Source organism: Streptomyces achromogenes subsp. achromogenes, from assembly GCF_000720835.1.
Classification (GTDB): Bacteria; Actinomycetota; Actinomycetes; order Streptomycetales; family Streptomycetaceae; genus Streptomyces; species Streptomyces achromogenes.
Window position 1 is genome coordinate 1 of record NZ_JODT01000005.1, and the last position, 19778, is coordinate 19778.

Consider the following 19778-nt stretch of genomic DNA (forward strand, 5'->3'; position numbering starts at 1 on the left):
GTGGGGCCTGGACTACATGAACTCCCGCTACGGCAGCCCCGTCAAGGCCTGGAACTTCTGGCAGGCCAACGGCTGGTACTAAGCCGACAGCACCCCACAGCGCTTCCGCGCCCCCGCCCACCCGGCGGGGGCGCACGCGTATATACGGACAGAGCCGTTCGGGCTGCTTCCCCCGGCTCCCCGCGTGTCCCGCCCCCTCCCCGCACCCCCTGCCCGCAGGCTGCTGCGCATGCTGCCGGACCCCGAGACGCGCGGGCTGCGGCTGGTGGCCGTACTGCTCACCCTCACCGTGGTCAGCGGGATGATCGACGCCGTCAGCTATCTGGGGCTGGGCCGGGTCTTCACCGCCAACATGACCGGCAACGTCGTCGTCCTCGGCTTCGCCGCCGCCGGTGCCCCCGGCTTCTCGGTGCCCCATACGGCCATGTCCCTGTGCTGCTTCCTGCTGGGCGCGGCGACCGGCGGCCGGGTGGCGGCCCGGCACGACCAGGGTTCCCGTCGTCGCCGGGCCCGGCTCGCCCTGGCGACGGAGGCGGTGCTGGTCGGCGCCTCGGCCGCCGTCGCCCTCGTCTGGCCGGGGACCGGCGCCACCCGGTACACGCTGATCGCGCTCACCGCCTACGCGATGGGCCTGCGCAACGCGACCGTCCGCAAGCTGGGCGTACCGGACCTCACCACCACCGTGCTGACCATGACCTTGACCGCCCTCGCCTCCGAGTCCCGGCTCGGCGACGGCACCGGCCACCGCTCCCCGCGCCGTACGGCCGCCGTTCTCGCGATGGCCGGCGGTGCCTGCCTGGGCGCGTGGCTGGTCCTGCGCTACGGCCTGGCCCTCCCGCTGCTGATCGCCGCGCTCGCCTCGGCCGTGCTGGCGGTGGTGGCCTCGGGCAGGGAGTGAGGCGCACCACGCGTCGGCACGTCAGCCGGGCATCGCGTCGGCTAGCGCGCGGTGGCTGTAACCGACGCCCAGGAGACGAAGCTCCCGAAGGCGGCGGGGCCGACGTTCAGCACGGGCCCCGCCGGGTTCTTCGAGTCACGGATGGCGACGGTGGTGGCGCAGGGAGGTTCGGCGACCTCCAGGCACTGGCCGCCCTGGTCACCGCTGTACGAGGACTTCTGCCAGGTCAGGTCACCGAGGGGGGCGCACTCGACGCAGTTGCCGCCTTGGTCGCTGCTGTACGACGACCTACGCCACTTGCTCTCCATAGCGGTCCTCCATGACGCCCCGGATCAACTCCGCCGACCTCTGGATCGAAAGCGCGGCGGCTTGGAGGTGATCGTAACGGAGCGAGCAGTCCCGGACGGCCTCCGGGTTCGCCGTCGGATGCGCGCTTCCATAGCCCTCCGTGTAGACGATGGCTGGGTCACTCGCAAACCGATAGACGTCGAACGAGCCGGTCATGCCCGCGTGGGCTCCGCCCGAAAAAGGCAGCACCTGGACGTTGATCTGGGGATTACCTTCGAGGGTCAACAGGTACGCAAGTTGCTCGGCCATGACCTCTCGGCCACCGATTTCTTGATGCAGAGCCGCCTCGCTCAGGACTACCCAGAAGGTCGGGGGCCGTTCCTTCTCGAAGATCCCCTGTCGAGCGAGTCGTACGGCCGTACGGTCGTCGAGGTTGGTCTGGTCGATAGCTCCGAGTACGGCCCGTGCGTACGCCTCGGTCTGAAGCAGTCCGGGCACCATGCCCATCTCGAAGGAGTAGATCTCCGTGGCCCGCGCCTGAAGTTCCGCAACTTGCTGGAACCACGCCGGGAGTTGACTACGGAGCACCAGTTCCACGAGCCGGGTCAGCGCCCCACCAGTCCCCAAGGCAGCATCCATACGCTGGCTGAACTCCAGGGTGGGCACCTTCCTTGCGGTCTCGATCTGACCGATAAGCGACCCGGTGTAGTTGGTGATCTGCCCCAGCTCCCGCTGCGTGAGGCCCGCCGCCTCCCGATACCGCCGCAGCTCGAAGCCGTAGTAGTGGAGCGGAGACGCGCCCGCGTCGAGGGTGCTGATGTTGGCCACAGGGGGACCCCTCTCACGCAACAGAGTCCACGTGGGGACTCGTTGTGTTCTTCCTGTAGCCGAGCGTAGTGAGAACACGTCAGCCTCGTACCGTGAACCTGAATTTTCCCCACATTCCCCAGTACCGCATGGAAATCACGGTCGGCGAGCACTCCGTGCGCCACATCCGCCGGATCGTCCGCTCGCTGCTGAGCGAGTGGGAGCTGGAGCCGCTGACGTTCGCCGTGGAGCTGGGCGTGAGCGAGCTGGTCACCAACGTCGTACGGCATGTGCCCGACCGCCGCTGCCGGGTGGTCGTGGCCCGGCAGGCGGCGGGGGTCCGGGCCGAGGTGAGCGACGGCTTCGCCGCGCTTCCCCGGCTGGAGACCGAGGTGGACGAGGAGTCCGAGGGCGGCCGGGGCCTGGCCCTGCTGGACGCCGTGGTGGACAAGTGGGGGGTGTCACCGGGCGCCGGCGGAAAAACAGTGTGGTTCGAGTGCCACGGCTGCCCCGCCGACGCCGACGCCGAGGTCAGCCGATGACGCGCACGGACAGGGGGTTCTGGTAGGACACCGCCCGGCCGGGGGCCAGATTGTTGGTGAAGTTGGCGCAGTTCGCGCCGAAGAAGTAACTCACCGTCTTGTTCGTCTCGTTGACCAGGATCCGTGCCCGGACCTGAAGGTTGATGCAGACGTTGTCCGGCGGGTTGTCGATCCGGAACTCCTGTCCGGCGGAGCTGAAGTAGCGGATGCGCCCGGTGGCGGCCTCCGCGCTGGAGGTCAGGCCGATGGCCAGTGCGACCGCCGTGCCGAGCGTCAGGCCGAGTCGGGCCAGACGTCCTAAGCGATTCATGAGTGGGTGTCCCCTTTCCCGTTCCAGCCCTCGAAAGGGGAAATCCCACCGATCGAGGGGATTAAAGGAGACACGCCCGAACTCTCACCTGAACAAGTGATAGTTCAGGTAATTCGACCGCTTGGAGCCGGTGGAATCCGGTGCCGCCAGGGCGCCCGACGGCAGTCCGGCCCGCGGGCCCTGGAACACGTACGACAGACCGAAACCCGCGCCCACCACCACCGCGCCGCCCACCGCGTCCAGGACCCAGTGGTTGCCGGTGGCGATGATCGTGGAGAGCGTGAGGAAGGGGTGCAGGAGACCGAGGGCCTTCATCCACCAGCGGGGGGCGACGACGGCGATCACCACACCGCACCACAGCGACCAGCCGAAGTGCAGCGACGGCATCGCCGCGTACTGGTTGGTCAGGGCGGTCAGGGTGCCGTAGTCCGGCTGGGCGAAGTCCTGGACGCCGTGGACCGTGTCGATGATGCCGAGGGTCGGCATCAGACGCGGCGGGGCCAGCGGGAAGAGCCAGAAGCCGACCAGGGCGAGCAGGGTGGCGAAGCCGAGGGAGGCACGGGCCCAGCGGTAGTCGGCCGGACGGCGCCAGTACAGGACGCCGAGGATCGTCAGCGGGACGACGAAGTGGAACGACTCGTAGTAGAAGACGAAGAACTCCCGCAGCCAGCCGGTCTTCGCGACGGCGTGGTTGACCGCGTGCTCGATGTCGAGGTGCAGGAAGCGTTCCAGGCCGAGGACCATCCGGCCGTGGTGCTCGGCGCGGGCCCGGCCGCCGGAGATGGTGCCGCCGGTCGCCGCGAGACGTACCTGCTGGTAGGCCGCGTAGGTGACGCGGAGCAGCAGCAGCTCCAGCAGGAGGTTGGGGCGGGACAGGACGCGGCGCAGGTAGGGCAGGAGGGGGACACGGCGGAAGCGGGCGGGGGGCTGCGGGGCGTACTCGGCGGGTACCGGCTCGCGGTAGTACGGCGAGGTGCGGGAGAGGAAGGGGACGGCCGTGGCGGCGGCCAGCGCCGCGAGCAGCACCAGGTTGTCCCGCAGCGGGTACAGCACGGACATCTCCGGCAGCATCATCGTCGCCGGGAGGGTGGTGAGGAGGACGACGGCCACCGGCCAGACGTAGCGGTCCGAGGCCCGCCGCCCGGCCCGGCCGACGAGCGCGAGGAGCAGCCACAGCAGCTGGTGCTGCCAGGTGGTGGGCGACACGGCGATGGCGGCGCAGCCGGTGACGGCGACCGCGAGCAGCAGCTGGCCGTCGCGGGCGTAGCGGACCGCGCGGCGCAGCGCGAGGACGGCCACGGCGGCGGCGAGCAGGAGGTAGAGGGCCGTCTCCAGGTGGCCGGTGAGGCCGAGGCGGAGCAGGGCGCCGTGCAGGGACTGGTTGGCGAGGGCGTCGGCCCGCCCGCCGAGCCCGGCCCCGGCCAGGTGGTGCACCCAGTAGGTGTGGGAGTCGTGGGGCAGCGCGGCCCAGGCGAGCGCGGTGCACGCGGCGAAGGTGGCGGCGGCGGCACGGGCGGCCCGGCGGCGGTCGGTGAGCCACAGCAGGGGGACGAAGAGCAGCACGGTGGGCTGGAGCGCGGCGGCCACGCCGATACACAGTCCGCTCGCGCGCTGTCCGCGCACGCTGAAGCAGCCGAGCAGGACCAGCAGGACCGGGGTGATGCTGGTCTGGCCGAGCCACAGGTCGTTGCGGACCGGCAGGGACAGCATCAGCAGGCTGACGGCGACCGGTGCGGCCAGCAGCGAGGTGCGGCGGCCGACCGGCCGGGGCAGCGCGCGGGCGGCGACCACACCGAGGGCGACGACCAGCAGCAGCGAGCCGAAGGTCCAGCTCCAGCCGAGGGCGGCCTCGGCCCAGCGGGTGAGGGGGCGCAGGACCAGGCCGCCGAAGGGGGTGCCGGTGAACTCCGTGGAGGCGTAGATCGAGCCCTTGACGTGCAGGACGCCCTCGGGGCCGATCCAGGTCTCCAGGTCGGTGAGGCGCTCGTTGCCCGGGGTGGTGAGGACGACGGCCAGCTGGCGGACGGCGAGGATCAGGGCCACGGCCCACAGGGCGAGCCGGGTGGCTCTCAGCCGCGCGCCGGCCTCCGGCGCGTCGAAGCCCCCCGTGGCTCGTCCGCCGTGCCTCACGCTCATCACGACTCGTCGGCCTCCCGCCCCTTCGTCCCGGACGCCCGATGCGCCGGATTCCTGTCCGCGTGCCCTATGAGGCTCGCAGACACCTGAAAGAGGGACGCAGGCAACCCCCCGTTAACCCCACGTGCCCGCTTATGTCCGGATGAGTTCGGTCCCGCGAGGCTCCGGTTGCAGGCCCGAGGCGCGATAAGGATCACACTGACCAGCAGGAATGACCTTGGGTGAGGGGGCAGACGTACCTGCGTACCCGCGGTTTCACTGCACTGTGCACCTAAACGCATACAGCACGTAAGACGCAGAAGCCGCCTATGGTCGATTTTCGGCCCACGCACGTCACCGTTGCCGTCGGCGGGCCCGATCCTGTCCCCGTCGAAAGGTAGGCGAGCCCCGTTTTGGCGACCGCCACTGCCGTCACCCCGCGTCCGACGACCCGCCGGGCCGCCAAGGCCCGCAATGTCACCGTCACCGATCCCGCCCTGGTCAGGCGCGCCGTCAAGGCGGCAGCGCTCGGCAACGCCATGGAATGGTTCGACTTCGGTGTCTACAGCTACATCGCGGTCACCCTGGGCAAGGTCTTCTTCCCGTCCGGCAACCCCACCGCGCAGTTGCTGTCCACCTTCGGTGCCTTCGCGGCGGCCTTCCTGGTCCGTCCGCTGGGCGGCATGGTCTTCGGGCCGCTGGGCGACCGCATCGGCCGCCAGAAGGTCCTCGCCCTGACAATGATCATGATGGCGGCGGGCACGTTCGCCATCGGCCTGATCCCGTCCTACTCGGTGATCGGCGTCGGCGCGCCGCTCCTGCTGCTGGCCGCCCGGCTGGTGCAGGGCTTCTCCACCGGCGGCGAGTACGCGGGCGCGTCCACCTTCATCGCCGAGTACGCGCCCGACAAGAAGCGCGGCTTCTTCGGCAGCTGGCTGGAGTTCGGCACGCTCGCCGGCTACATCGGCGGCGCGGGCCTGGTCACCCTGATGACCGCCCTGCTGTCCTCCGACGACCTGCTCTCCTGGGGCTGGCGCATCCCGTTCCTGATCGCGGGCCCGATGGGCATCATCGGCCTGTACCTGCGGATGCGGCTGGAGGAGACCCCGGCGTTCGCCGCGCAGCTGGAGAAGGCCGAGGCCCGGCCCAAGGTGCCGCTGCGCGACATGGTCGCGGGCCAGTGGAAGGCGCTGCTGATCTGCATGGGCCTGGTGCTGGTCTTCAACGTCACCGACTACATGCTGCTGTCGTACATGCCGAGCTACCTCACCAGTGAGCTGAAGTACGACGAGACCCACGGCCTGCTGGTCGTGCTCGGCGTGATGGCCCTGATGATGATCGTCCAGCCGTTCGCCGGCGCGCTCACCGACCGCGTCGGCCGCCGCCCGGTGATCGCGGCGGGCTGCGCGGGCTTCCTGCTGCTGTCCATCCCCGCGCTGCTGCTGATCCGCCAGGGCAGCCTGCTCGCGGTCGGACTCGGCATGGCCGCGCTGGGCCTGCTGCTGGTGTGCTTCACCGCCGCCATGCCGGCCGCGCTGCCCGCGCTCTTCCCGACCCGGGTGCGCTACGGCTCCCTGTCCATCGGCTTCAACGTCTCCGTGTCCCTGTTCGGCGGTACGACCCCGCTCGTCGTCACCGCGCTGATCGGGGCCACCGGGAACATGATGATGCCCGCGTACTACATGATGGCCGCCGCCGTCGTGGGCGGGTTCGCCGTCTGGCGCATGTCCGAGTCGGCGGGCCGCCCGCTGCCGGGCTCGGCGCCGTCGGTCGAGGGCAGCTGACCGCTCCCGCGCGCCGTTTCAGGGGCCCGCGGCCGGATTCGTCCGGCCGCGGGCCCCTGCCCGTCTCCGTGGAGCCGCCCCGTTCGGGCCCGTCTGCTGGGATCATCGGACGTGCAGGGCGGTACGGCCTCCGGAAGACACTCGGGAGCCTCCGGACGACACCTCGGGAAAGGCAGCAGGCGCTATGAGCGGGTCGCAGCTCTGGGTCGACGTCGACGACTACTTCACCAGCCATCTCTCACCGGACGACGAGGCGCTGCGGGCGGCCCTGCGGGACAGCGAGACCGCCGGGCTGCCCCCGATCGCGGTCACGGCCGCACAAGGCAAACTCCTCCAGCTGCTCGCCCTGACGCAGGGCGCCCGGCACGTGCTGGAGATCGGCACGCTCGGCGGGTACAGCACGATCTGGCTGGGCCGCGCCCTGCCGGAGGACGGCCGGCTGGTCACGCTGGAGTACAACGCCAAGCACGCCGACGTGGCCGTCCGCAACATCTCCCGGGCCGGGCTGGAGCGGATCGTGGAGGTGCGGGTCGGCCCGGCCCTGGAGTCGCTGCCCAAGCTCGCCGACGAGAACCCGGCCCCCTTCGACCTCGTCTTCATCGACGCGGACAAGGCGAACAACCGGCACTACCTGGAGTGGGCGCTCAAGCTCACCCGGGCGGGCAGCCTGATCATCCTGGACAACGTGGTGCGCCAGGGCCGGGTGGCCGACGCGCGCAGCACCGAGCCCGACGTGGTGGGCACCCGCGCCGCGCTCGAACTGATCGCCACCCACCCCCGGCTGTCCGGCACGGCCATCCAGACGGTCGGCCTCAAGGGCTACGACGGCTTCGCGCTGGCGCGGGTGCAGGACTGACGGCGCCTGGCCGCGCGGTTCACACCTCGTGGAAGAACCCCACGTTGACGCTGCGCGGCCCGGAGCGCTCCTGGACGACGATCTCGCCCGCTCCGCCGCGCGGCAGCGGCACGGTCGCGCCGTAGCCGACGGCCTCGGCGTGCGGCCCGTAGGTGAGCCGGACCTCGGAGGCCGGATCGGGCCGGGAGCCGCGCAGCCAGGTCAGCTGCCAGGTGCCGTCCGGGCCGCAGCGGAACTCCAGGTGGACGCGGGAGACGAACAGCCAGTCCTCGGGGGTGACCAGCCGGCACACCGCCGCGTCCCGGCCGACCCGCAGCGCCGTGCCGGGCTCGCTGGGCACTTCGGCCAGCGTCATGCCGGCCGTGGCACCCGCCTGAGCCCCCGAGACGGCGACCATGGTGAGTTCGAGCACGAGCGCTCCCCCTGAAACGTCCGAAACACCGTTGTACGGCGGTGACTTGCGGCGGGCGGGCCGCCGTACCGTCGCCGCATGATACGGCCCCCGGCGCGGTGGCGTCCGGCACAATGGACCCATGACCGAGCGAAAGCCACCGGGCGTTCCGTTCGACTCCTGGGTGGACAAACAGATCCGTGACGCGCAGGGGCGCGGGGAGTTCGAGAGGCTGCCGGGGGCGGGGGCGCCACTGCCGGCGGAGGTCGACTCCACGTACGACGAACTGTGGTGGGTCAAGCGGAAGATGGCGCGCGAGGGCCTGGCCTACCTGCCGCCCGCGCTGGCGCTGCGCAAGGAGGCGGAGGACGCGCTGGCGGCGGCGTACGCCGCGCCCTCCGAGCGGATCGCCCGCAAGCTGATCGAGGACGTCAACGTCAAGATCCGCGACATGATGTTCAGGCCGCCGCCCGGACCGCCGCTGGGGAAGAAGCCGTACGACGTCGAGGAGGTCGTACGGGAATGGCGGCAGCGCAGGGCTGCCGCCGGTGGCACGGGTTCAGCGGGTTCAGCCGCGCAGTAGCCGTTCCGCGAGTTCCCGGTAGTCCCGCAGGGCCAGCCGCAGCTGCTCGGTGTCGGTCTCGGCGCCGGGCCCGTGTTCCTCGGCGCCCTCCCAGGACATCCGCAGGGTACGGCGGCGCCGCGTCACCGCCTCGGTGAACCGGGCGGCGATCTCCTCCACGGTCCGGTCGGCCCGCTCCACGGCCCCCTTCGGCTGGTCCACGAACCCCCCGACCACCTCCCGCATCCGCCGCTGCCACTCCTCGACTTCCTCCCGCGCGAGCAGGGGGGAGCCCTGGGGGGACGTCGACGTGGGGGCAGAAGCGTCGGCGGAGGTGGCCGGTTCCGTACCGACGGCGCCCGTGGCGGGGGTGGTGTCCGAGCGGGGTGCGTCGTGGGCCGGTGCGCCCGGTGCCGTCGGCCAGGCGTCGCGGCCCGGGGTGTCGGCCGTCGTCGCCTCCCGCTGGGACGCCTCACCGGGCGCCGGTGCGCCCAGACCGTTGTCGGGCATCCGGTCCTCCTCCGAGATCGCCTCGCGCTCCGCCCGGTGACTGGCCCCGAACCCCTCGTCGGCACCGGCCCCCAGGTCCTCCGTACCGGGCCGCAGCCCTTCGGTACCGTGCCGCCGCCCGGCCTGCTCGGTACCCCGCCACTGCCCGGTCTCCTCCGCGCCACGCCACTGCCCGGCCCCGGCGCCCGCGGGGCCCGGGGGCGGCGCCGGGGTGCCCTCGGGGGCGCGGTCGTCGCCCGTGAGCCCGTCCCTGCCGGCCTGGGGACGATCGGCGAACCCCTCGCCGGGCTCGGCACCGGCCGGGGCCTGCCCGTATCCGGCTCCGGCTCCCTCCGCACCGGGCCGCAGCCCTTCGGTGCCCGCCGGGCCCGGGGGTGGCGCCGGGGTGTCCTCGGGGGCGCGGTCGTCGCCGGTCAGGCCTTCGCGGCCGGGGCCGACGGTGCCGGGGAGCCGGCCGCCCGCCGGTCCGGTACCGCTCGCGTCCGGGGTCCGGCCGCCCGCCGTCCCCGTACCGCCGCTCGCGTTCGTTCTTCCGGCTTCCGTGCCCGGCGCGCCCGCGCCGCCCGCGATCCAGCCCCCGGTGCTGCCTGCCTGCCCCGGTTCGCGCGGGAGGCCTTCCTCCGGGCGCAGCCTGCTGCTCCCGGTGCCGCTGCCGGTGCGGTGGCCGGAAGGCGCGTTGCCCGAGGACGACCATTCGTCCGTGTCCGGGGTGTCCTGTTCCGGGGTCCATTCCTCGCCCGGGGCCCGGGAGAGGCGTTCGGTGCGGTGGCGGTCGTCGCCGGGGCCGCTCGTCCTGTCCCGCATGGTCCTCAGCTCTCCTTCGGTCGGCTCCGGTGCAGGGCCCACGGGGTGTGCGTGCGGGCGTGGGTGCGGCCGCCGTGGGAGGCCGTGGCCCGGCCCGTACCCGCCGGGGCCCGGTGCCGGCCGGGCTCGGTGCTGGTCAGGTCGTCGAAGAGGGCACGCCCGCCGAGCAGCGCCGCGCGCAGTTCCTCGGTGCCGCCGCCCGTGCGGGCCACCCGGTGCAGGTTCCGGTAGCCGTCGACGTGGTCGGCGTGGTGCACGGACAGCGCCTCGACCTGCTCCTCGTACCGCCCGCCGTCGGGGTAGCCGCGCGCCTCCGCGAGCCGCGCGAGCAGCCGGTCGGCCTCGGCCACGGCCTCCTTCGGCGAGTCCACGAAGCGTTCCTGCACGGCCGTCCAGAGGTCCGCGTACCGCTGCCGCTCGGCCCCGTCCAGCGGCCGTTCGCGCAGTTCGCCGTGGCGTTCGAGGCGCTCGCCCAGTTCCCGTTCGGCCGCCTTGGTGTCCCCGTCGTGCAGGGCCACGGCCCGCTCGTACTCCGGCCCGAAGCGCCGCTTCAGGCTCGTCCCGCCGCGCCGGCCACGGCCCTGCCGGGCGACGAGCCCGGCCGCACCGAGGACCACGACCGCGGCGATCACGATCAGCAGAATGATCAGCCAAGTGGACATGGTTGCCTTCCGGCCCCTTCCGATCGGACCGGCTCCGCCGGCCGGTTCACTCCCCGGGTGACCCGGAACCCGGTCCACAAACGACGGCCCGCGCCCCACAATGACGGTCATGACGTGGACGATCACCGCCGGGACATGGACGATCACCGTCGAGCCGTACGACTCCCCGGCCGCCGCCGCACTGTGGCGGGCGTACTACACCGAGGTCAGCGACCGCTGGTACCTGCTGCACGAGGGCCGCCGCACCGACCCCGGCGAGCTGGAGCGGGAGATCGCGGCGAACAGCGGCGCGGACCTCGCCCCGCCGTCCGGGTGCCTGCTGGTCGGACGGTACGACGGCACCCCGGCCGGTACGGCGGGCGTACGGCTGCTGGACGCGGACACCGCCGAGCTGACCCGGGTGTTCGTGCTGCCGGAGCGGCGCGGCCGGGGCGGGGCCCCGCTGCTCGTGGCCGCCGCCGAGGAGGCCGCGCGCACACTCGGCGCCCGGCGGATCGTCCTGGACACCCGCGGCGACCTCGTCGAGGCCCGTGCCCTGTACGCCCGCCTCGGCTACACCGAGACCGCCCCGCACAACACCGACCGCTACGCCGAGCACTGGTTCGCGAAGGAGCTAGGGCCGGCGGCGGCCGTCAGCTGAGCTGCGCCACCGTGCTGCCGTTGTGCGGGCGTTCGCGTTCGGCGCCGCACAGTTCGCCGGTGAGGTCGTGGACCAGCCGGGTCAGGTCCTCGGGGCGGCCGGGCTCCCACCAGTCGCCGAGCAGCTCGGCCAGCGACTGCTCACGGGCCGCGGCGAGCCGTTCGGCGACCTCCCGGCCGGAGTCGGTCAGCACCAGGTCCAGCCCCCGGCGCTCGGCGAGCCGCCGCTCCTCCACCTGGCGGGCGGCGGCCATGACCGCCTGGAGCGGGACCGCGCTGCGCTCGGCCAGCATCCCGGGTTCCACGGAGCCGTAGCGGCGGACGCGCAGCAGCAGCCAGCCCGCGGCGGGCAGCAGGTCGTACCCGGCCCGTTCGATGATCTTCCGGTAGATCTCGCGGCGGCCCTCGCGGGTGCCCAGGACGGACAGGGCCCGGCAGCACTCGTCGTGGGAGGAGCGGTGGACGGGGTTGGGCGGGATGGTCTCGGAGATGTCCGGCGCGGTGACCGAGGCGCGCAGCCGGTCCTCCTTGAGGAACCAGGCCAGCAGGAAGCCGAGGAGGGCGACGGGGGCGGCGTAGAGGAAGACGTCGGTGATGGCGGACGCGTAGGCGTGCAGGGCGGCCTGGCGCGGCGCGGGCGGCAGGGCGGCGATGCCCCGCGGGTCGGACTTCAGCGCGTCGGCGCCGACGCCCGGCGGCAGCCGTACGCCACGGAAGGCGTCGGCGAGCTTGTCGCCGAGGCGGCTCGCGAAGACCGTGCCGAAGATGGCCACGCCGAACGAGGCGCCGATGGAGCGGAAGAAGGTGGCGCCGGAGGTGGCGACGCCCAGATCCTCGTAGGGAACGGCGTTCTGCACGATCAGCACCAGCACCTGCATGACCAGGCCGAGCCCGAGACCGAAGACGAAGAAGTAGGTGCTCATCACGGCGGTCCCGCCGTGCTCGTCCAGCCGGGCCAGGAGCAGCAGGCCGAGCGTGGTGACGGCGGTGCCCGCGACCGGGAACACCTTCCAGCGGCCGGTGCGGCTGACGATCTGCCCGGAGACGGTGGACGACAGCAGCAGGCCGAACACCATGGGCAGCATGTGCACGCCGGACAGGGTCGGGGTGACGCCGTGCACGACCTGGAGGAACGTCGGCAGATAGGTCATCGCGCCGAACATGGCGAAGCCGACGACGAAGCTGATGACGGACGCCAGGGTGAAGGTGCGCACCCGGAACAGCCTCAGCGGCAGCACGGGTTCGGCGGCCCGCCGCTCCACGGCCACGAACGCCACGGCGAGGACGACGCCCAGCACGGCGAGCCCGATGATCCGCGCCGAACCCCACGGCCAGGTCGTGCCGCCGAGCGAGGCGACCAGCACCAGACAGGTGGCGACGGCGGCGATCAGGAAGGTGCCGAGGTAGTCGATGACGTGGTGGGCGGCGCGGTGCGAAAGGCGCAGCGCCACGGCGATCACGGCGAGCGCGACGACGCCGACGGGCAGGTTGACGTAGAACACCCAGCGCCAGCTGAGGTGCTCGGTGAACAGCCCGCCGAGCAGCGGCCCAAGCACGCTGGTGGCGCCGAACACGGCACCGAACAGTCCCTGGTAGCGGCCGCGTTCCCGGGGCGGGACGAGATCGCCGACGATCGCCATGGACAGCACCATCAGCCCGCCGCCGCCCAGGCCCTGGAGCGCCCGGAAGGCGATGAGCTGGGGCATGTCCTGGGCCATCCCGCACAGCGCGGAACCGATCAGGAAGATCACGATGGCGATCTGGAACAGCCGCTTGCGGCCGTACTGGTCGCCGAGCTTGCCCCACAGCGGGGTCGCGGCGGTGGACGCCAGCAGATAGGCGGTGACGACCCAGGAGAGGTGTTCCAGGCCGCCCAGGTCGCTGACGATGGTCGGCAGCGCGGTCGAGACGATGGTCTGGTCCAGGGCGGCGAGCAGCAGGCCGAGCAGCAGCGCGCCGATCGGGACGAGCACGCTGCCCGGAACGTGCTCGCCGCCGCCGGTGCGCTCGGCCGCCGTGCCGTGCGTGTCCAGGGCCATGGGGACCTCCCGGGGCTCGGGTGCACCTTCCATCGTGATCTGTGTGTCCGGTTATGGCCTGTCGAGTCCTCCGGAAACGGCGGTCCTCCGGCGGTCCTCCGCATAACCTCGAAAGCTCCCGAGGTCATGCGGAGGGGGCACGGCGTGAGGGGTGAGGGGGACAGGGCGTGACGGGTGAGGGGGGACACGGCGTGACGGGAGAGCGGGGCAGCACCTGCCCGGAGTGCGGGACGCCGAGGGGGCCGGACCACACGCCGGCGTGCGACTGCGCCGAACGCGCGGCGGAGGCACTGCGCGAGACCCGCACGGCCGAGGCGGCAGCGGCGGAGGACTTCGACCCGCTGCGGATACGGCCGTACGTCACGACGACGACCCAGGCGACGACGGCCGGCCCACCCGTGCACACCGACTTCCCCGACCCTCCGCCCACGCCGGCCCCGGCCCGTCGGCCGCAGCCGCCCGCCCCCGGGGAGCCCGCCGACCCCGGCCCCGGCCCCCGCTCCCGCCGCACGCTGCTGCTGGCGGCCGGCGGCCTCGGCGCGGCCCTCCTGGCGGCGACCGCCTTCGCCCTGACCTCCTACCGCACCCCGACCCACGACCCGGCGGCCCAGGAAATCAGACAGAGCATCCCGGCCGACCCGACGAAGACTCGCCCGTCCACCCCGGCACCGGCGCCTCCGGCGGCCCCGCCCGCTCCCCTGCCGTCCTCGCCGACCCCCACCGCACCGACCCCGTCCCCGACGGCCACGTCCACGTCCCCGACCCCGTCCCCCACACCGACGCCGACCCGCACCCCGTCCCGCACGCCCTCACCGACGGCCACCTCCGCCCCGCCCACCACACCGGCGATGACGCCGGTACTGCGCCGCGGCGACACCGGCCCGGAGGTGACGGAACTCCAGCAGCGCCTACGGCAGCTGAACCTCTACGGCGACCGCGTCGACGGCATCTACACCCGCCCCGTGGAAGACGCCGTACGCAACTACCAACTGGCCCGGGGCATCAAGGAAGACCCGTTGGGCGAATACGGCCCGGCCACCCGAAGAAGCCTGGAATCGGAAACGAGGGATCCCTGAGGCGCCCCGTAAGGGGCGCGGGGAACGGCGCGATCAACCACGACGCACCCGCACCCGACAACAAACCAGTGGGCCCCGCAAGGGGCGCGGGGAACTGCGCGACAAGCCACGACGCACCCGCACCCGACAACGAACCAGTGGGCCCCGCAAGGGCCGCGGGGAACGGCGCGCCAAGCCACAACGCACCCGCACCCGGAAGCCAGCGCAGCGCTAAGGTGCCGTCAGCCGATCAGCAAGCGCAGCGCCCCGTCGGCCCCCGCCTCCACCCGTACCCGCGTGAGGTCCGGCACCGCCACATCCGGCTCGTGGGCGACCGCCCGCGGCCCGACCCCCACGACCCGCATCCCCGCGGAGCGCCCCGCCGCGATCCCCGCGCCGGAGTCCTCGAACACGACACAGTCGGCGGGATCGACCCCCAGCTCGGCCGCGCCCTTCAGGAAACCCTCGGGGTCGGGCTTGCTCGCGCCGACCGACTCCGCGGTGATCCGGACCTCCGGCAGCGCCAGCCCCGCCGCGGTCATGCGCGCGGTCGCCAGCCCGCTGTCGGCGGAGGTCACCAGCGCGTGCGGCAGCCCCGCCAGCGACGCGAGGAACGCCCCGGCACCGGGCACCTCGACCACGCCCTCGATGTCGGCGGTCTCCTCCGCGAGCATCCGCTCGTTCTCCGCGAAGTTCTCCTCCATCGGCCGGTCGGGCAGCAGCAGGGCCATGGAGGCGTGCCCCTGCCGGCCGTGGATGACCTTCATCACCTCGTCGCCGTCCAGCCCGTGCCGCCCGGCCCAGCGCCGCCAGACGCGGTCGACCACGGCATCCGAGTTGACGAGGGTGCCGTCCATGTCGAGCAGCAGGGCACGGCAGGTGAGGACGGTGGGCGTGGCGGTGGCCGGCATCGGCAGCTCCAGCAGGAAGGAGGGCCCGTGTCGGGAAAGACGGCGGGAGGGACAAGGCGGCCCCGCCCGCCGGTCAGGGAAAACGGGCGGGAGCCACTTTGTTCCTCCACGGTACAAAACGGTTCCGCCTTTCCGCCACTGTTCCCGGCGGGGATTCACCGTCCGTTCGCCCGCCCGACCGCTCAGCCGGCCACCGCTTCCCACAGGCTCCAGGCGCCGAGCGCCAGCATCAGCACGGCCGCGATCTGCGTGATCAGCCGCAGCGGCACCCGCCTCATCAGGGCCTTTCCACCGACGATGCCGAGCCCGGCGACGGCCCACAGACCGAGCACCGCACCGAGACCGACCGAGATCGGGTCGTCGTAGCGGGCGGCGAGGTTGGCGGTCATGATCTGGGTGAGATCGCCGAACTCGGCGACCAGGATGAGCATGAACCCGGTGCCCGCGACCTTCCAGAAGGACTGGTCGGCGGGCTTCTTGACCTCTTCCTCGCCGTCGTCCTTCTTCAGCAGGAGCATCGCGGCCCCGCCGAGGAAGAGCACACCGGTGAGGGCGTGCACGATCTGCTGCGGCAGCAGGGTGAGCACGCTGCCGGCCGCGACGGCGAGCACGACGTGCAGCAGGAAGGCCGCGGCGACGCCCGCGAAGACGTACGAGGCGCGGTAGCGGGTGCCGAGGACCAGACCGGCGAGCGCGGTCTTGTCCGGCAGTTCGGCGAGGAAGACGACGCCGAAGACGAGCGCCGTCACGGTGATGCTGATCAAAGGTCCTCAATCGGTCGGGCCACCCGGCCGAGAGTGCGGTACGTCACGCGATGACACCTCGGCAGGGCAGCGCACTTCTCGCCCGTGCCGGTGGGGCACGGGCGTGCACTGCTTGCCGAAGGTCTCGCTGGCGGTTCCTGCTGGAGGCCGCCTCCGGGCGCCGGCTCAGGCTCGCTGAGCAGTATGTCGACGGTCCGGCGAAGAGCTACTCCCCTTCTGCGCCTCCCATCGTACGGGATGTGAAAGTTCTGTCGTCAACCTTGTCTTGACATGATCACGTCACTATCTTCTCACCAAACGCTCATCCGCCGGCCATCCCTCATCGCGAGCATTCCCTCGCTCGCGCTCCAACACCCCCAGCTCCAAAGGGAGTTCACGCATGCCCAGGTTCTACGCGCGTCGACGGACGAGCATCCTCGCGGCCCTCACCGGCCTGATCGCCTCCGTCGCCCTGTTCAACTCACCGAGCGCCTCCGCCGCCCTGCCCACGCCGGTCAGCGCCGCCACCGCCCGCGAGTACCTCTCCCAGCTCACCGTGGCCACGGAGAACCGCACCGGTTACAGCCGCGACCTGTTCCCGCACTGGATCACCATCAGCGGCGCCTGCAACACCCGCGAGACGGTCCTGAAGCGGGACGGCACGAACGTCACCACCGACTCCTCCTGCGCCGCGACCGGCGGCAGCTGGTACTCGCCGTACGACGGCGCGACCTGGACCGCCGCGTCCGACCTCGACATCGACCACCTCGTCCCGCTGGCCGAGGCCTGGGACTCCGGCGCGAGCAAGTGGACGACGGCCCAGCGGCAGGCGTTCGCCAACGACCTCACCCGCCCCCAGCTGATCGCCGTGACCGACAACGTCAACCAGGCGAAGGGCGACCAGGACCCGGCCACGTGGATGCCGTCGCGGTCGGCGTACGTGTGCACGTACGTGCGCGCGTGGGTGCAGGTGAAGTACTACTACGGCCTGTCGGTGGACTCGGCCGAGAAGAGCGCGCTGACGAACTACCTGGCGAGCTGCTGAGCGCCGGGAAGTAGCGGCGCGCCCGCCTGAAGCCGCGGGCGTGCGCCGTCATGAAGACGCGGGCTTGCGCCGCATCAGGAACCCCGCCGCCGCGCCGGCGCCGAACAGCGCCGCCACCGACACTCCCGTGGCCAGCCAGGTCGCGCCCAGCCACTGGGCGCCGTAGTAGCCGAGGGCCACGCTGTACGCGGCCCAGGACAGGCCCGCCAGGGCGGACCAGGGCAGGAAGTCGCGGGCGCGGCGGTGGGCGGCGCCCGCGCAGAAGGAGACGACCGAGCGGCCGGCGGGGGCGAAACGGGCCAGGACGACCAGCGCGCCGCCGCCGCGGGCGAGGGCGTCACCGAGACGTTCCTGCGCGGAGGTGAGCCTGCGGGAGCGGGCTATCGCCCGGTCCAGCCGCTCGCCGCCGCGCCAGGCGAGGCGGTAGGCCACCAGGTCGCCCAGGACCGAGGCCGTCGCGGCGGACAGGATCAGGGCCAGGATGTCCGGCACCTCGTGCGCGACCTGGCCCGCCGCGCCGGTGCCCGCCGCCGCTGCCGTACCCGCCGTGATGACCAGCACTCCGCTGGGCAGCACCGGCAGGAACACATCAAGCAGGACCGAGACGGCCACCACGGCGTAGATCCATGGCCCGGCCGCTAGCGACCCCACGCTTTCCCACACGACGACTCCTGACATTCCCCCGTTGACGGCTATACAGCGTACGCGGGGGGTGTGACAGGAGGTTCCCGGGGGGTTCGTGAGTCGATCACGGGACGTTCACGGGCGGCCGGTCACCGAGGTGCGCCGGCCGCCCGCGCGTCGTACGACGTCAGACCACTACCGGGGTCAGACCGCCACCGCGGTCTGCTCGGCCGTCTTGGCCTCGTCCCGCGCCGGGCGCCGGGTGAGGAGGCGGTCCAGGCCGAAGGCGCCGGAGCCGGTGAAGACCAGCAGCAGGAACGACCAGCAGAACAGCGCCGACAGCTCGCCGCCGTTCTGTATCGGCCACAGCGCGAGCTGCTGGTGGACGTCGAAGTAGGCGTAGGCCATGGAGCCGGAGGCGATCAGCGCGGCCGCGCGGGTGCCGAGGCCGAGCAGGACGAGACCGCCGGCGACGAGCTGGATCACGGCCGCGTACCAGCCGGGCCAGGTGCCGGCCGCGACGGTGCCGCCGTTGGTGCCGGCGGCGCCGCCGAGGACGCCGAACAGGGAGGCGGCACCGTGCACGGCGAAGAGCAGGCCGACGACGATGCGGAAGAGCCCGAGGGCATAGGGCTGAGCGGAATCGAGACGAGCGGACATGTGGGGATGACTCCTTCTTCGGTGTCTGTCGGGCCGGCCGGGGACGAGGCCGGCTGTGGGGAAGGGGGAACCGAATCAAGCCAAGGTTAGGGGTACCTAATCTGTACTTGCAAGTTCAACATCTGGCCAACGGTTCCGCGTCCCACCAGCCCCTCGCGCCCCTCCGTCACCGCTCGTGATCACCCGTGATCACCTGGGGCCCGCCCGCCCCCGCACTTCCAGGCCGCCCAGGAGTTCCGCCGTGGCGCGGGCCACGGCGTCCACCGCCGCCTCGAAGACCTCGCGGTTGTGGGCGGCGGGGGCCCTGAAGCCCGAAACCTTTCGGACGTACTGCAACGCGGCCGCGCGGATGTCGTCGTCCGTGGCCTCACCTGGCAGCACGGGCGGGCGCAGCGTCTTGATGCTTCGGCACATGTCCCCAGTCTCGCGCCGCGCGCCACGCCCTGCGATGATCACCGCGAAGGCGGCCACCGACTCCCGGGGCCGACCGTCGAAGGGAACAACTCCATGACGCATCCGCTCTCCGTGGCCGTCCTCGGCCCCGGCGGCACCGGTGGTCTGCTCGCCGCCCTGCTGTCCCGATCCGGACATCGCGTGCTCTGCCTCGCCGGGGCGGAAACGGCCGAAAAGCTGCGCCGCGACGGCATCACCGTCCGCAGTCCGCAGTTCGGCGCCTTCACCGCCGCCGTCGACGCGGACACCGAGCTGCGCGCTCCGGTGGACGTCTGCCTGGTCACCGTCAAGCACACCGCGCTCGACGCCGCGCTCACCCGGGTCCCGCCCGCCGTGCTCGGTGACGCCCTGCTCGTCCCGCTGCTGAACGGCGTCGAACACCCCGCGTTCCTGCGCGGGCGCTACCGCCCCGACCGGGTCGCCCCGGCCGTGATCCGCGTGGAGTCCACCCGGGTCGCGCCGGGCGTGATCGAACACGGCAGCCCGTTCACGGAGATCGACCTGGCCGGGGACACCGTGCCCCGCGCCCGGCTGGAGGCGCTGGCCGCCCGGCTCACGGAGTGCGGCACGACCGCCGCGGTGGCCGGGGACGAGTCGGCGGCGCTGTGGGCCAAGATGGCCTTCCTCGCCCCGTTCGCGCTGCTCACCACCCGGTACGGCGTCCCCCTCGGCACCGCCCGCACCCGGCACCGCGCCGAGCTGGAGGCACTGGTCGCCGAGACGGCCGCGGTCGGCCGGGCCTGCGGCGCCCCCGCCGATCCGGTGCGGGCCCTCGCCCGGTACGACGCCTTCCCGCCCGCCGCCAAGTCCTCCATGCAGCGCGACGCCGAGGCCGGCCGCCCGCTGGAGCTGGACGCCATCGGCGGCGCCCTGCTGCGGGCGGCCGAGCGGCACGGCGTACCGGTGCCGGTGGCGCGGCGACTGGTGCGGGAACTGCGCGAGGCGGGATACTGACCACCGGTCAGTCGAGCGGCTGACCGACGGTCACTCAGGCATGCCGCCCCACACTGACCGTCGGTCACTCGTGCGGCTGAAACCTCACCCGTACCGCCTGTCCGGCCTCGCTTCAGCAAATCGAAC

23 protein-coding genes are annotated in these 19778 nt (G+C 72.6%); 10 read left to right on the plus strand and 13 right to left on the minus strand.

The window, feature by feature from the left end; genetic code table 11:
• Window positions 1-82 (plus strand): aggregation-promoting factor C-terminal-like domain-containing protein (locus tag IH25_RS42160; protein ID WP_455431029.1); only part of this gene is annotated, 82 nt, incomplete at its 5' end.
• 147 nt (window positions 83-229) lie between these two features.
• Entirely contained in the window at window positions 230-898 is a 669-nt protein-coding gene (locus tag IH25_RS0106365) for a YoaK family protein (protein ID WP_030604380.1), read from the plus strand.
• Between the two features lie 41 nt (window positions 899-939).
• Here IH25_RS0106365 and IH25_RS0106370 read toward each other — a convergent pair whose 3' ends face one another.
• Both IH25_RS0106370 and IH25_RS0106375 read right to left on the minus strand, forming a co-directional pair.
• Window positions 940-1206 (minus strand): DUF397 domain-containing protein, encoded by a 267-nt coding sequence (locus tag IH25_RS0106370; RefSeq protein WP_030604384.1) that lies wholly within the window; start codon window positions 1204-1206, stop codon window positions 940-942.
• Window positions 1187-2014, minus strand: coding sequence for a helix-turn-helix domain-containing protein (locus tag IH25_RS0106375; protein WP_030604387.1), 828 nt, complete (start codon window positions 2012-2014; stop codon window positions 1187-1189). The genes IH25_RS0106370 and IH25_RS0106375 overlap by 20 nt, the downstream gene beginning before the upstream one ends.
• Window positions 2015-2142: 128 nt before the next feature.
• Here IH25_RS0106375 and IH25_RS0106380 point away from each other — a divergent pair, with 128 nt between their 5' ends.
• Window positions 2143-2535, plus strand: coding sequence for an ATP-binding protein (locus tag IH25_RS0106380; protein WP_051753802.1), 393 nt, complete (start codon window positions 2143-2145; stop codon window positions 2533-2535).
• Here the strand turns inward: IH25_RS0106380 and IH25_RS0106385 are convergent.
• Both IH25_RS0106385 and IH25_RS0106390 read right to left on the minus strand, forming a co-directional pair.
• Complete coding sequence (locus IH25_RS0106385) at window positions 2525-2845, minus strand: hypothetical protein (RefSeq protein WP_030604391.1); 321 nt, start codon at window positions 2843-2845, stop codon at window positions 2525-2527. The two genes, IH25_RS0106380 and IH25_RS0106385, sit on opposite strands and share 11 nt — an antisense overlap.
• 84 nt (window positions 2846-2929) lie before the next feature.
• A complete protein-coding gene (locus IH25_RS0106390) occupies window positions 2930-4981 on the minus strand; it encodes a bifunctional glycosyltransferase 87/phosphatase PAP2 family protein (RefSeq protein WP_051753803.1) in 2052 nt (683 codons plus the stop codon).
• Between the two features lie 392 nt (window positions 4982-5373).
• Here IH25_RS0106390 and proP point away from each other — a divergent pair, with 392 nt between their 5' ends.
• Window positions 5374-6744, plus strand: a complete 1371-nt coding sequence (gene proP / locus IH25_RS0106395) for a glycine betaine/L-proline transporter ProP (RefSeq protein WP_030604394.1) — start codon at window positions 5374-5376, stop codon at window positions 6742-6744.
• 184 nt (window positions 6745-6928) lie between these two features.
• The gene (locus IH25_RS0106400) at window positions 6929-7600 is read left to right on the plus strand and encodes an O-methyltransferase (protein WP_030604396.1); all 672 of its coding nucleotides are present in this window, start codon (window positions 6929-6931) and stop codon (window positions 7598-7600) included.
• A gap of 19 nt (window positions 7601-7619) precedes the next feature.
• Here the strand turns inward: IH25_RS0106400 and IH25_RS0106405 are convergent, their stop codons facing one another.
• Window positions 7620-8012 (minus strand): FHA domain-containing protein, encoded by a 393-nt coding sequence (locus IH25_RS0106405; RefSeq protein WP_030604399.1) that lies wholly within the window; start codon window positions 8010-8012, stop codon window positions 7620-7622.
• Between the two features lie 121 nt (window positions 8013-8133).
• On the opposite strand from IH25_RS0106405, the gene IH25_RS0106410 reads away from it, so the two are divergent.
• Complete coding sequence (locus IH25_RS0106410) at window positions 8134-8574, plus strand: DnaJ family domain-containing protein (protein ID WP_030604404.1); 441 nt, start codon at window positions 8134-8136, stop codon at window positions 8572-8574.
• Here IH25_RS0106410 and IH25_RS43185 read toward each other — a convergent pair.
• Window positions 8560-9867 carry a hypothetical protein gene (locus IH25_RS43185; RefSeq protein ID WP_394298417.1) on the minus strand — a complete coding sequence of 436 codons (1308 nt, stop codon included), beginning with the start codon at window positions 9865-9867 and terminating at the stop codon, window positions 8560-8562. The genes IH25_RS0106410 and IH25_RS43185 overlap by 15 nt on opposite strands.
• A gap of 5 nt (window positions 9868-9872) precedes the next feature.
• Window positions 9873-10529 carry a hypothetical protein gene (locus IH25_RS0106420; RefSeq protein WP_030604410.1) on the minus strand — a complete coding sequence of 219 codons (657 nt, stop codon included), beginning with the start codon at window positions 10527-10529 and terminating at the stop codon, window positions 9873-9875.
• A gap of 109 nt (window positions 10530-10638) precedes the next feature.
• Between IH25_RS0106420 and IH25_RS0106425 the strand changes: the two genes are divergently transcribed.
• Window positions 10639-11169: a GNAT family N-acetyltransferase gene (locus tag IH25_RS0106425; protein ID WP_030604414.1), complete on the plus strand. Its 531-nt coding sequence runs from the start codon at window positions 10639-10641 to the stop codon at window positions 11167-11169.
• Here IH25_RS0106425 and IH25_RS0106430 read toward each other — a convergent pair.
• Complete coding sequence (locus IH25_RS0106430; RefSeq protein WP_342447336.1) at window positions 11162-13240, minus strand: MDR family MFS transporter; 2079 nt, start codon at window positions 13238-13240, stop codon at window positions 11162-11164. The genes IH25_RS0106425 and IH25_RS0106430 overlap by 8 nt on opposite strands.
• A 158-nt stretch (window positions 13241-13398) precedes the next feature.
• Between IH25_RS0106430 and IH25_RS0106435 the strand changes: the two genes are divergently transcribed.
• Entirely contained in the window at window positions 13399-14283 is an 885-nt protein-coding gene (locus IH25_RS0106435; protein WP_030604420.1) for a peptidoglycan-binding domain-containing protein, read from the plus strand.
• 221 nt (window positions 14284-14504) lie between these two features.
• Here IH25_RS0106435 and IH25_RS0106440 read toward each other — a convergent pair whose 3' ends face one another.
• Together IH25_RS0106440 and IH25_RS0106445 are read right to left on the minus strand one after the other, a co-directional pair.
• Window positions 14505-15173, minus strand: coding sequence for an HAD family hydrolase (locus IH25_RS0106440; protein ID WP_030604423.1), 669 nt, complete (start codon window positions 15171-15173; stop codon window positions 14505-14507).
• A gap of 182 nt (window positions 15174-15355) precedes the next feature.
• Window positions 15356-15937 carry a TMEM165/GDT1 family protein gene (locus IH25_RS0106445; protein ID WP_030604426.1) on the minus strand — a complete coding sequence of 194 codons (582 nt, stop codon included), beginning with the start codon at window positions 15935-15937 and terminating at the stop codon, window positions 15356-15358.
• A 379-nt stretch (window positions 15938-16316) separates the two neighbouring features.
• Between IH25_RS0106445 and IH25_RS0106450 the strand changes: the two genes are divergently transcribed.
• Window positions 16317-16961, plus strand: coding sequence for an HNH endonuclease family protein (locus IH25_RS0106450; RefSeq protein WP_030604428.1), 645 nt, complete (start codon window positions 16317-16319; stop codon window positions 16959-16961).
• Between the two features lie 48 nt (window positions 16962-17009).
• Here the strand turns inward: IH25_RS0106450 and IH25_RS0106455 are convergent, their stop codons facing one another.
• The 3 genes from IH25_RS0106455 to IH25_RS0106465 form a co-directional block, all read right to left on the minus strand.
• On the minus strand, window positions 17010-17639 hold the full coding sequence (locus IH25_RS0106455; RefSeq protein WP_107058334.1) for a DedA family protein: 630 nt from the start codon (window positions 17637-17639) through the stop codon (window positions 17010-17012).
• Window positions 17640-17789: 150 nt separating this feature from the next.
• Complete coding sequence (locus tag IH25_RS0106460) at window positions 17790-18245, minus strand: DoxX family protein (protein WP_030604433.1); 456 nt, start codon at window positions 18243-18245, stop codon at window positions 17790-17792.
• A 189-nt stretch (window positions 18246-18434) separates the two neighbouring features.
• Window positions 18435-18659 carry a DUF2277 domain-containing protein gene (locus IH25_RS0106465; protein ID WP_030604436.1) on the minus strand — a complete coding sequence of 75 codons (225 nt, stop codon included), beginning with the start codon at window positions 18657-18659 and terminating at the stop codon, window positions 18435-18437.
• Window positions 18660-18752: 93 nt separating this feature from the next.
• On the opposite strand from IH25_RS0106465, the gene IH25_RS0106470 reads away from it, so the two are divergent.
• Entirely contained in the window at window positions 18753-19652 is a 900-nt protein-coding gene (locus tag IH25_RS0106470; protein WP_030604438.1) for a ketopantoate reductase family protein, read from the plus strand.
• Window positions 19653-19778: the final 126 nt, after the last annotated feature.

What these genes read in the sequence shown, in the direction of transcription:
- IH25_RS0106460 (WP_030604433.1), bottom strand. Translation starts at nt 18,245, where the DNA reads ATGTCCGCTCGTCTCGATTCCGCTCAGCCCTATGCCCTCGGGCTCTTC.
- IH25_RS0106440 (WP_030604423.1), bottom strand. Translation starts at nt 15,173, where the DNA reads ATGCCGGCCACCGCCACGCCCACCGTCCTCACCTGCCGTGCCCTGCTG.
- IH25_RS0106365 (WP_030604380.1), top strand. Translation starts at nt 230, where the DNA reads ATGCTGCCGGACCCCGAGACGCGCGGGCTGCGGCTGGTGGCCGTACTG.
- IH25_RS0106380 (WP_051753802.1), top strand. Translation starts at nt 2,143, where the DNA reads ATGGAAATCACGGTCGGCGAGCACTCCGTGCGCCACATCCGCCGGATC.
- IH25_RS0106390 (WP_051753803.1), bottom strand. Translation starts at nt 4,981, where the DNA reads ATGAGCGTGAGGCACGGCGGACGAGCCACGGGGGGCTTCGACGCGCCG.
- IH25_RS0106465 (WP_030604436.1), bottom strand. Translation starts at nt 18,659, where the DNA reads ATGTGCCGAAGCATCAAGACGCTGCGCCCGCCCGTGCTGCCAGGTGAG.
- IH25_RS0106425 (WP_030604414.1), top strand. Translation starts at nt 10,639, where the DNA reads ATGACGTGGACGATCACCGCCGGGACATGGACGATCACCGTCGAGCCG.
- IH25_RS0106470 (WP_030604438.1), top strand. Translation starts at nt 18,753, where the DNA reads ATGACGCATCCGCTCTCCGTGGCCGTCCTCGGCCCCGGCGGCACCGGT.
- IH25_RS0106450 (WP_030604428.1), top strand. Translation starts at nt 16,317, where the DNA reads ATGCCCAGGTTCTACGCGCGTCGACGGACGAGCATCCTCGCGGCCCTC.
- IH25_RS43185 (WP_394298417.1), bottom strand. Translation starts at nt 9,867, where the DNA reads ATGCGGGACAGGACGAGCGGCCCCGGCGACGACCGCCACCGCACCGAA.
- IH25_RS0106385 (WP_030604391.1), bottom strand. Translation starts at nt 2,845, where the DNA reads ATGAATCGCTTAGGACGTCTGGCCCGACTCGGCCTGACGCTCGGCACG.
- IH25_RS0106420 (WP_030604410.1), bottom strand. Translation starts at nt 10,529, where the DNA reads ATGTCCACTTGGCTGATCATTCTGCTGATCGTGATCGCCGCGGTCGTG.
- IH25_RS0106455 (WP_107058334.1), bottom strand. Translation starts at nt 17,639, where the DNA reads ATGTCAGGAGTCGTCGTGTGGGAAAGCGTGGGGTCGCTAGCGGCCGGG.
- IH25_RS0106430 (WP_342447336.1), bottom strand. Translation starts at nt 13,240, where the DNA reads ATGGAAGGTGCACCCGAGCCCCGGGAGGTCCCCATGGCCCTGGACACG.
- IH25_RS0106400 (WP_030604396.1), top strand. Translation starts at nt 6,929, where the DNA reads ATGAGCGGGTCGCAGCTCTGGGTCGACGTCGACGACTACTTCACCAGC.
- IH25_RS0106370 (WP_030604384.1), bottom strand. Translation starts at nt 1,206, where the DNA reads ATGGAGAGCAAGTGGCGTAGGTCGTCGTACAGCAGCGACCAAGGCGGC.
- IH25_RS0106410 (WP_030604404.1), top strand. Translation starts at nt 8,134, where the DNA reads ATGACCGAGCGAAAGCCACCGGGCGTTCCGTTCGACTCCTGGGTGGAC.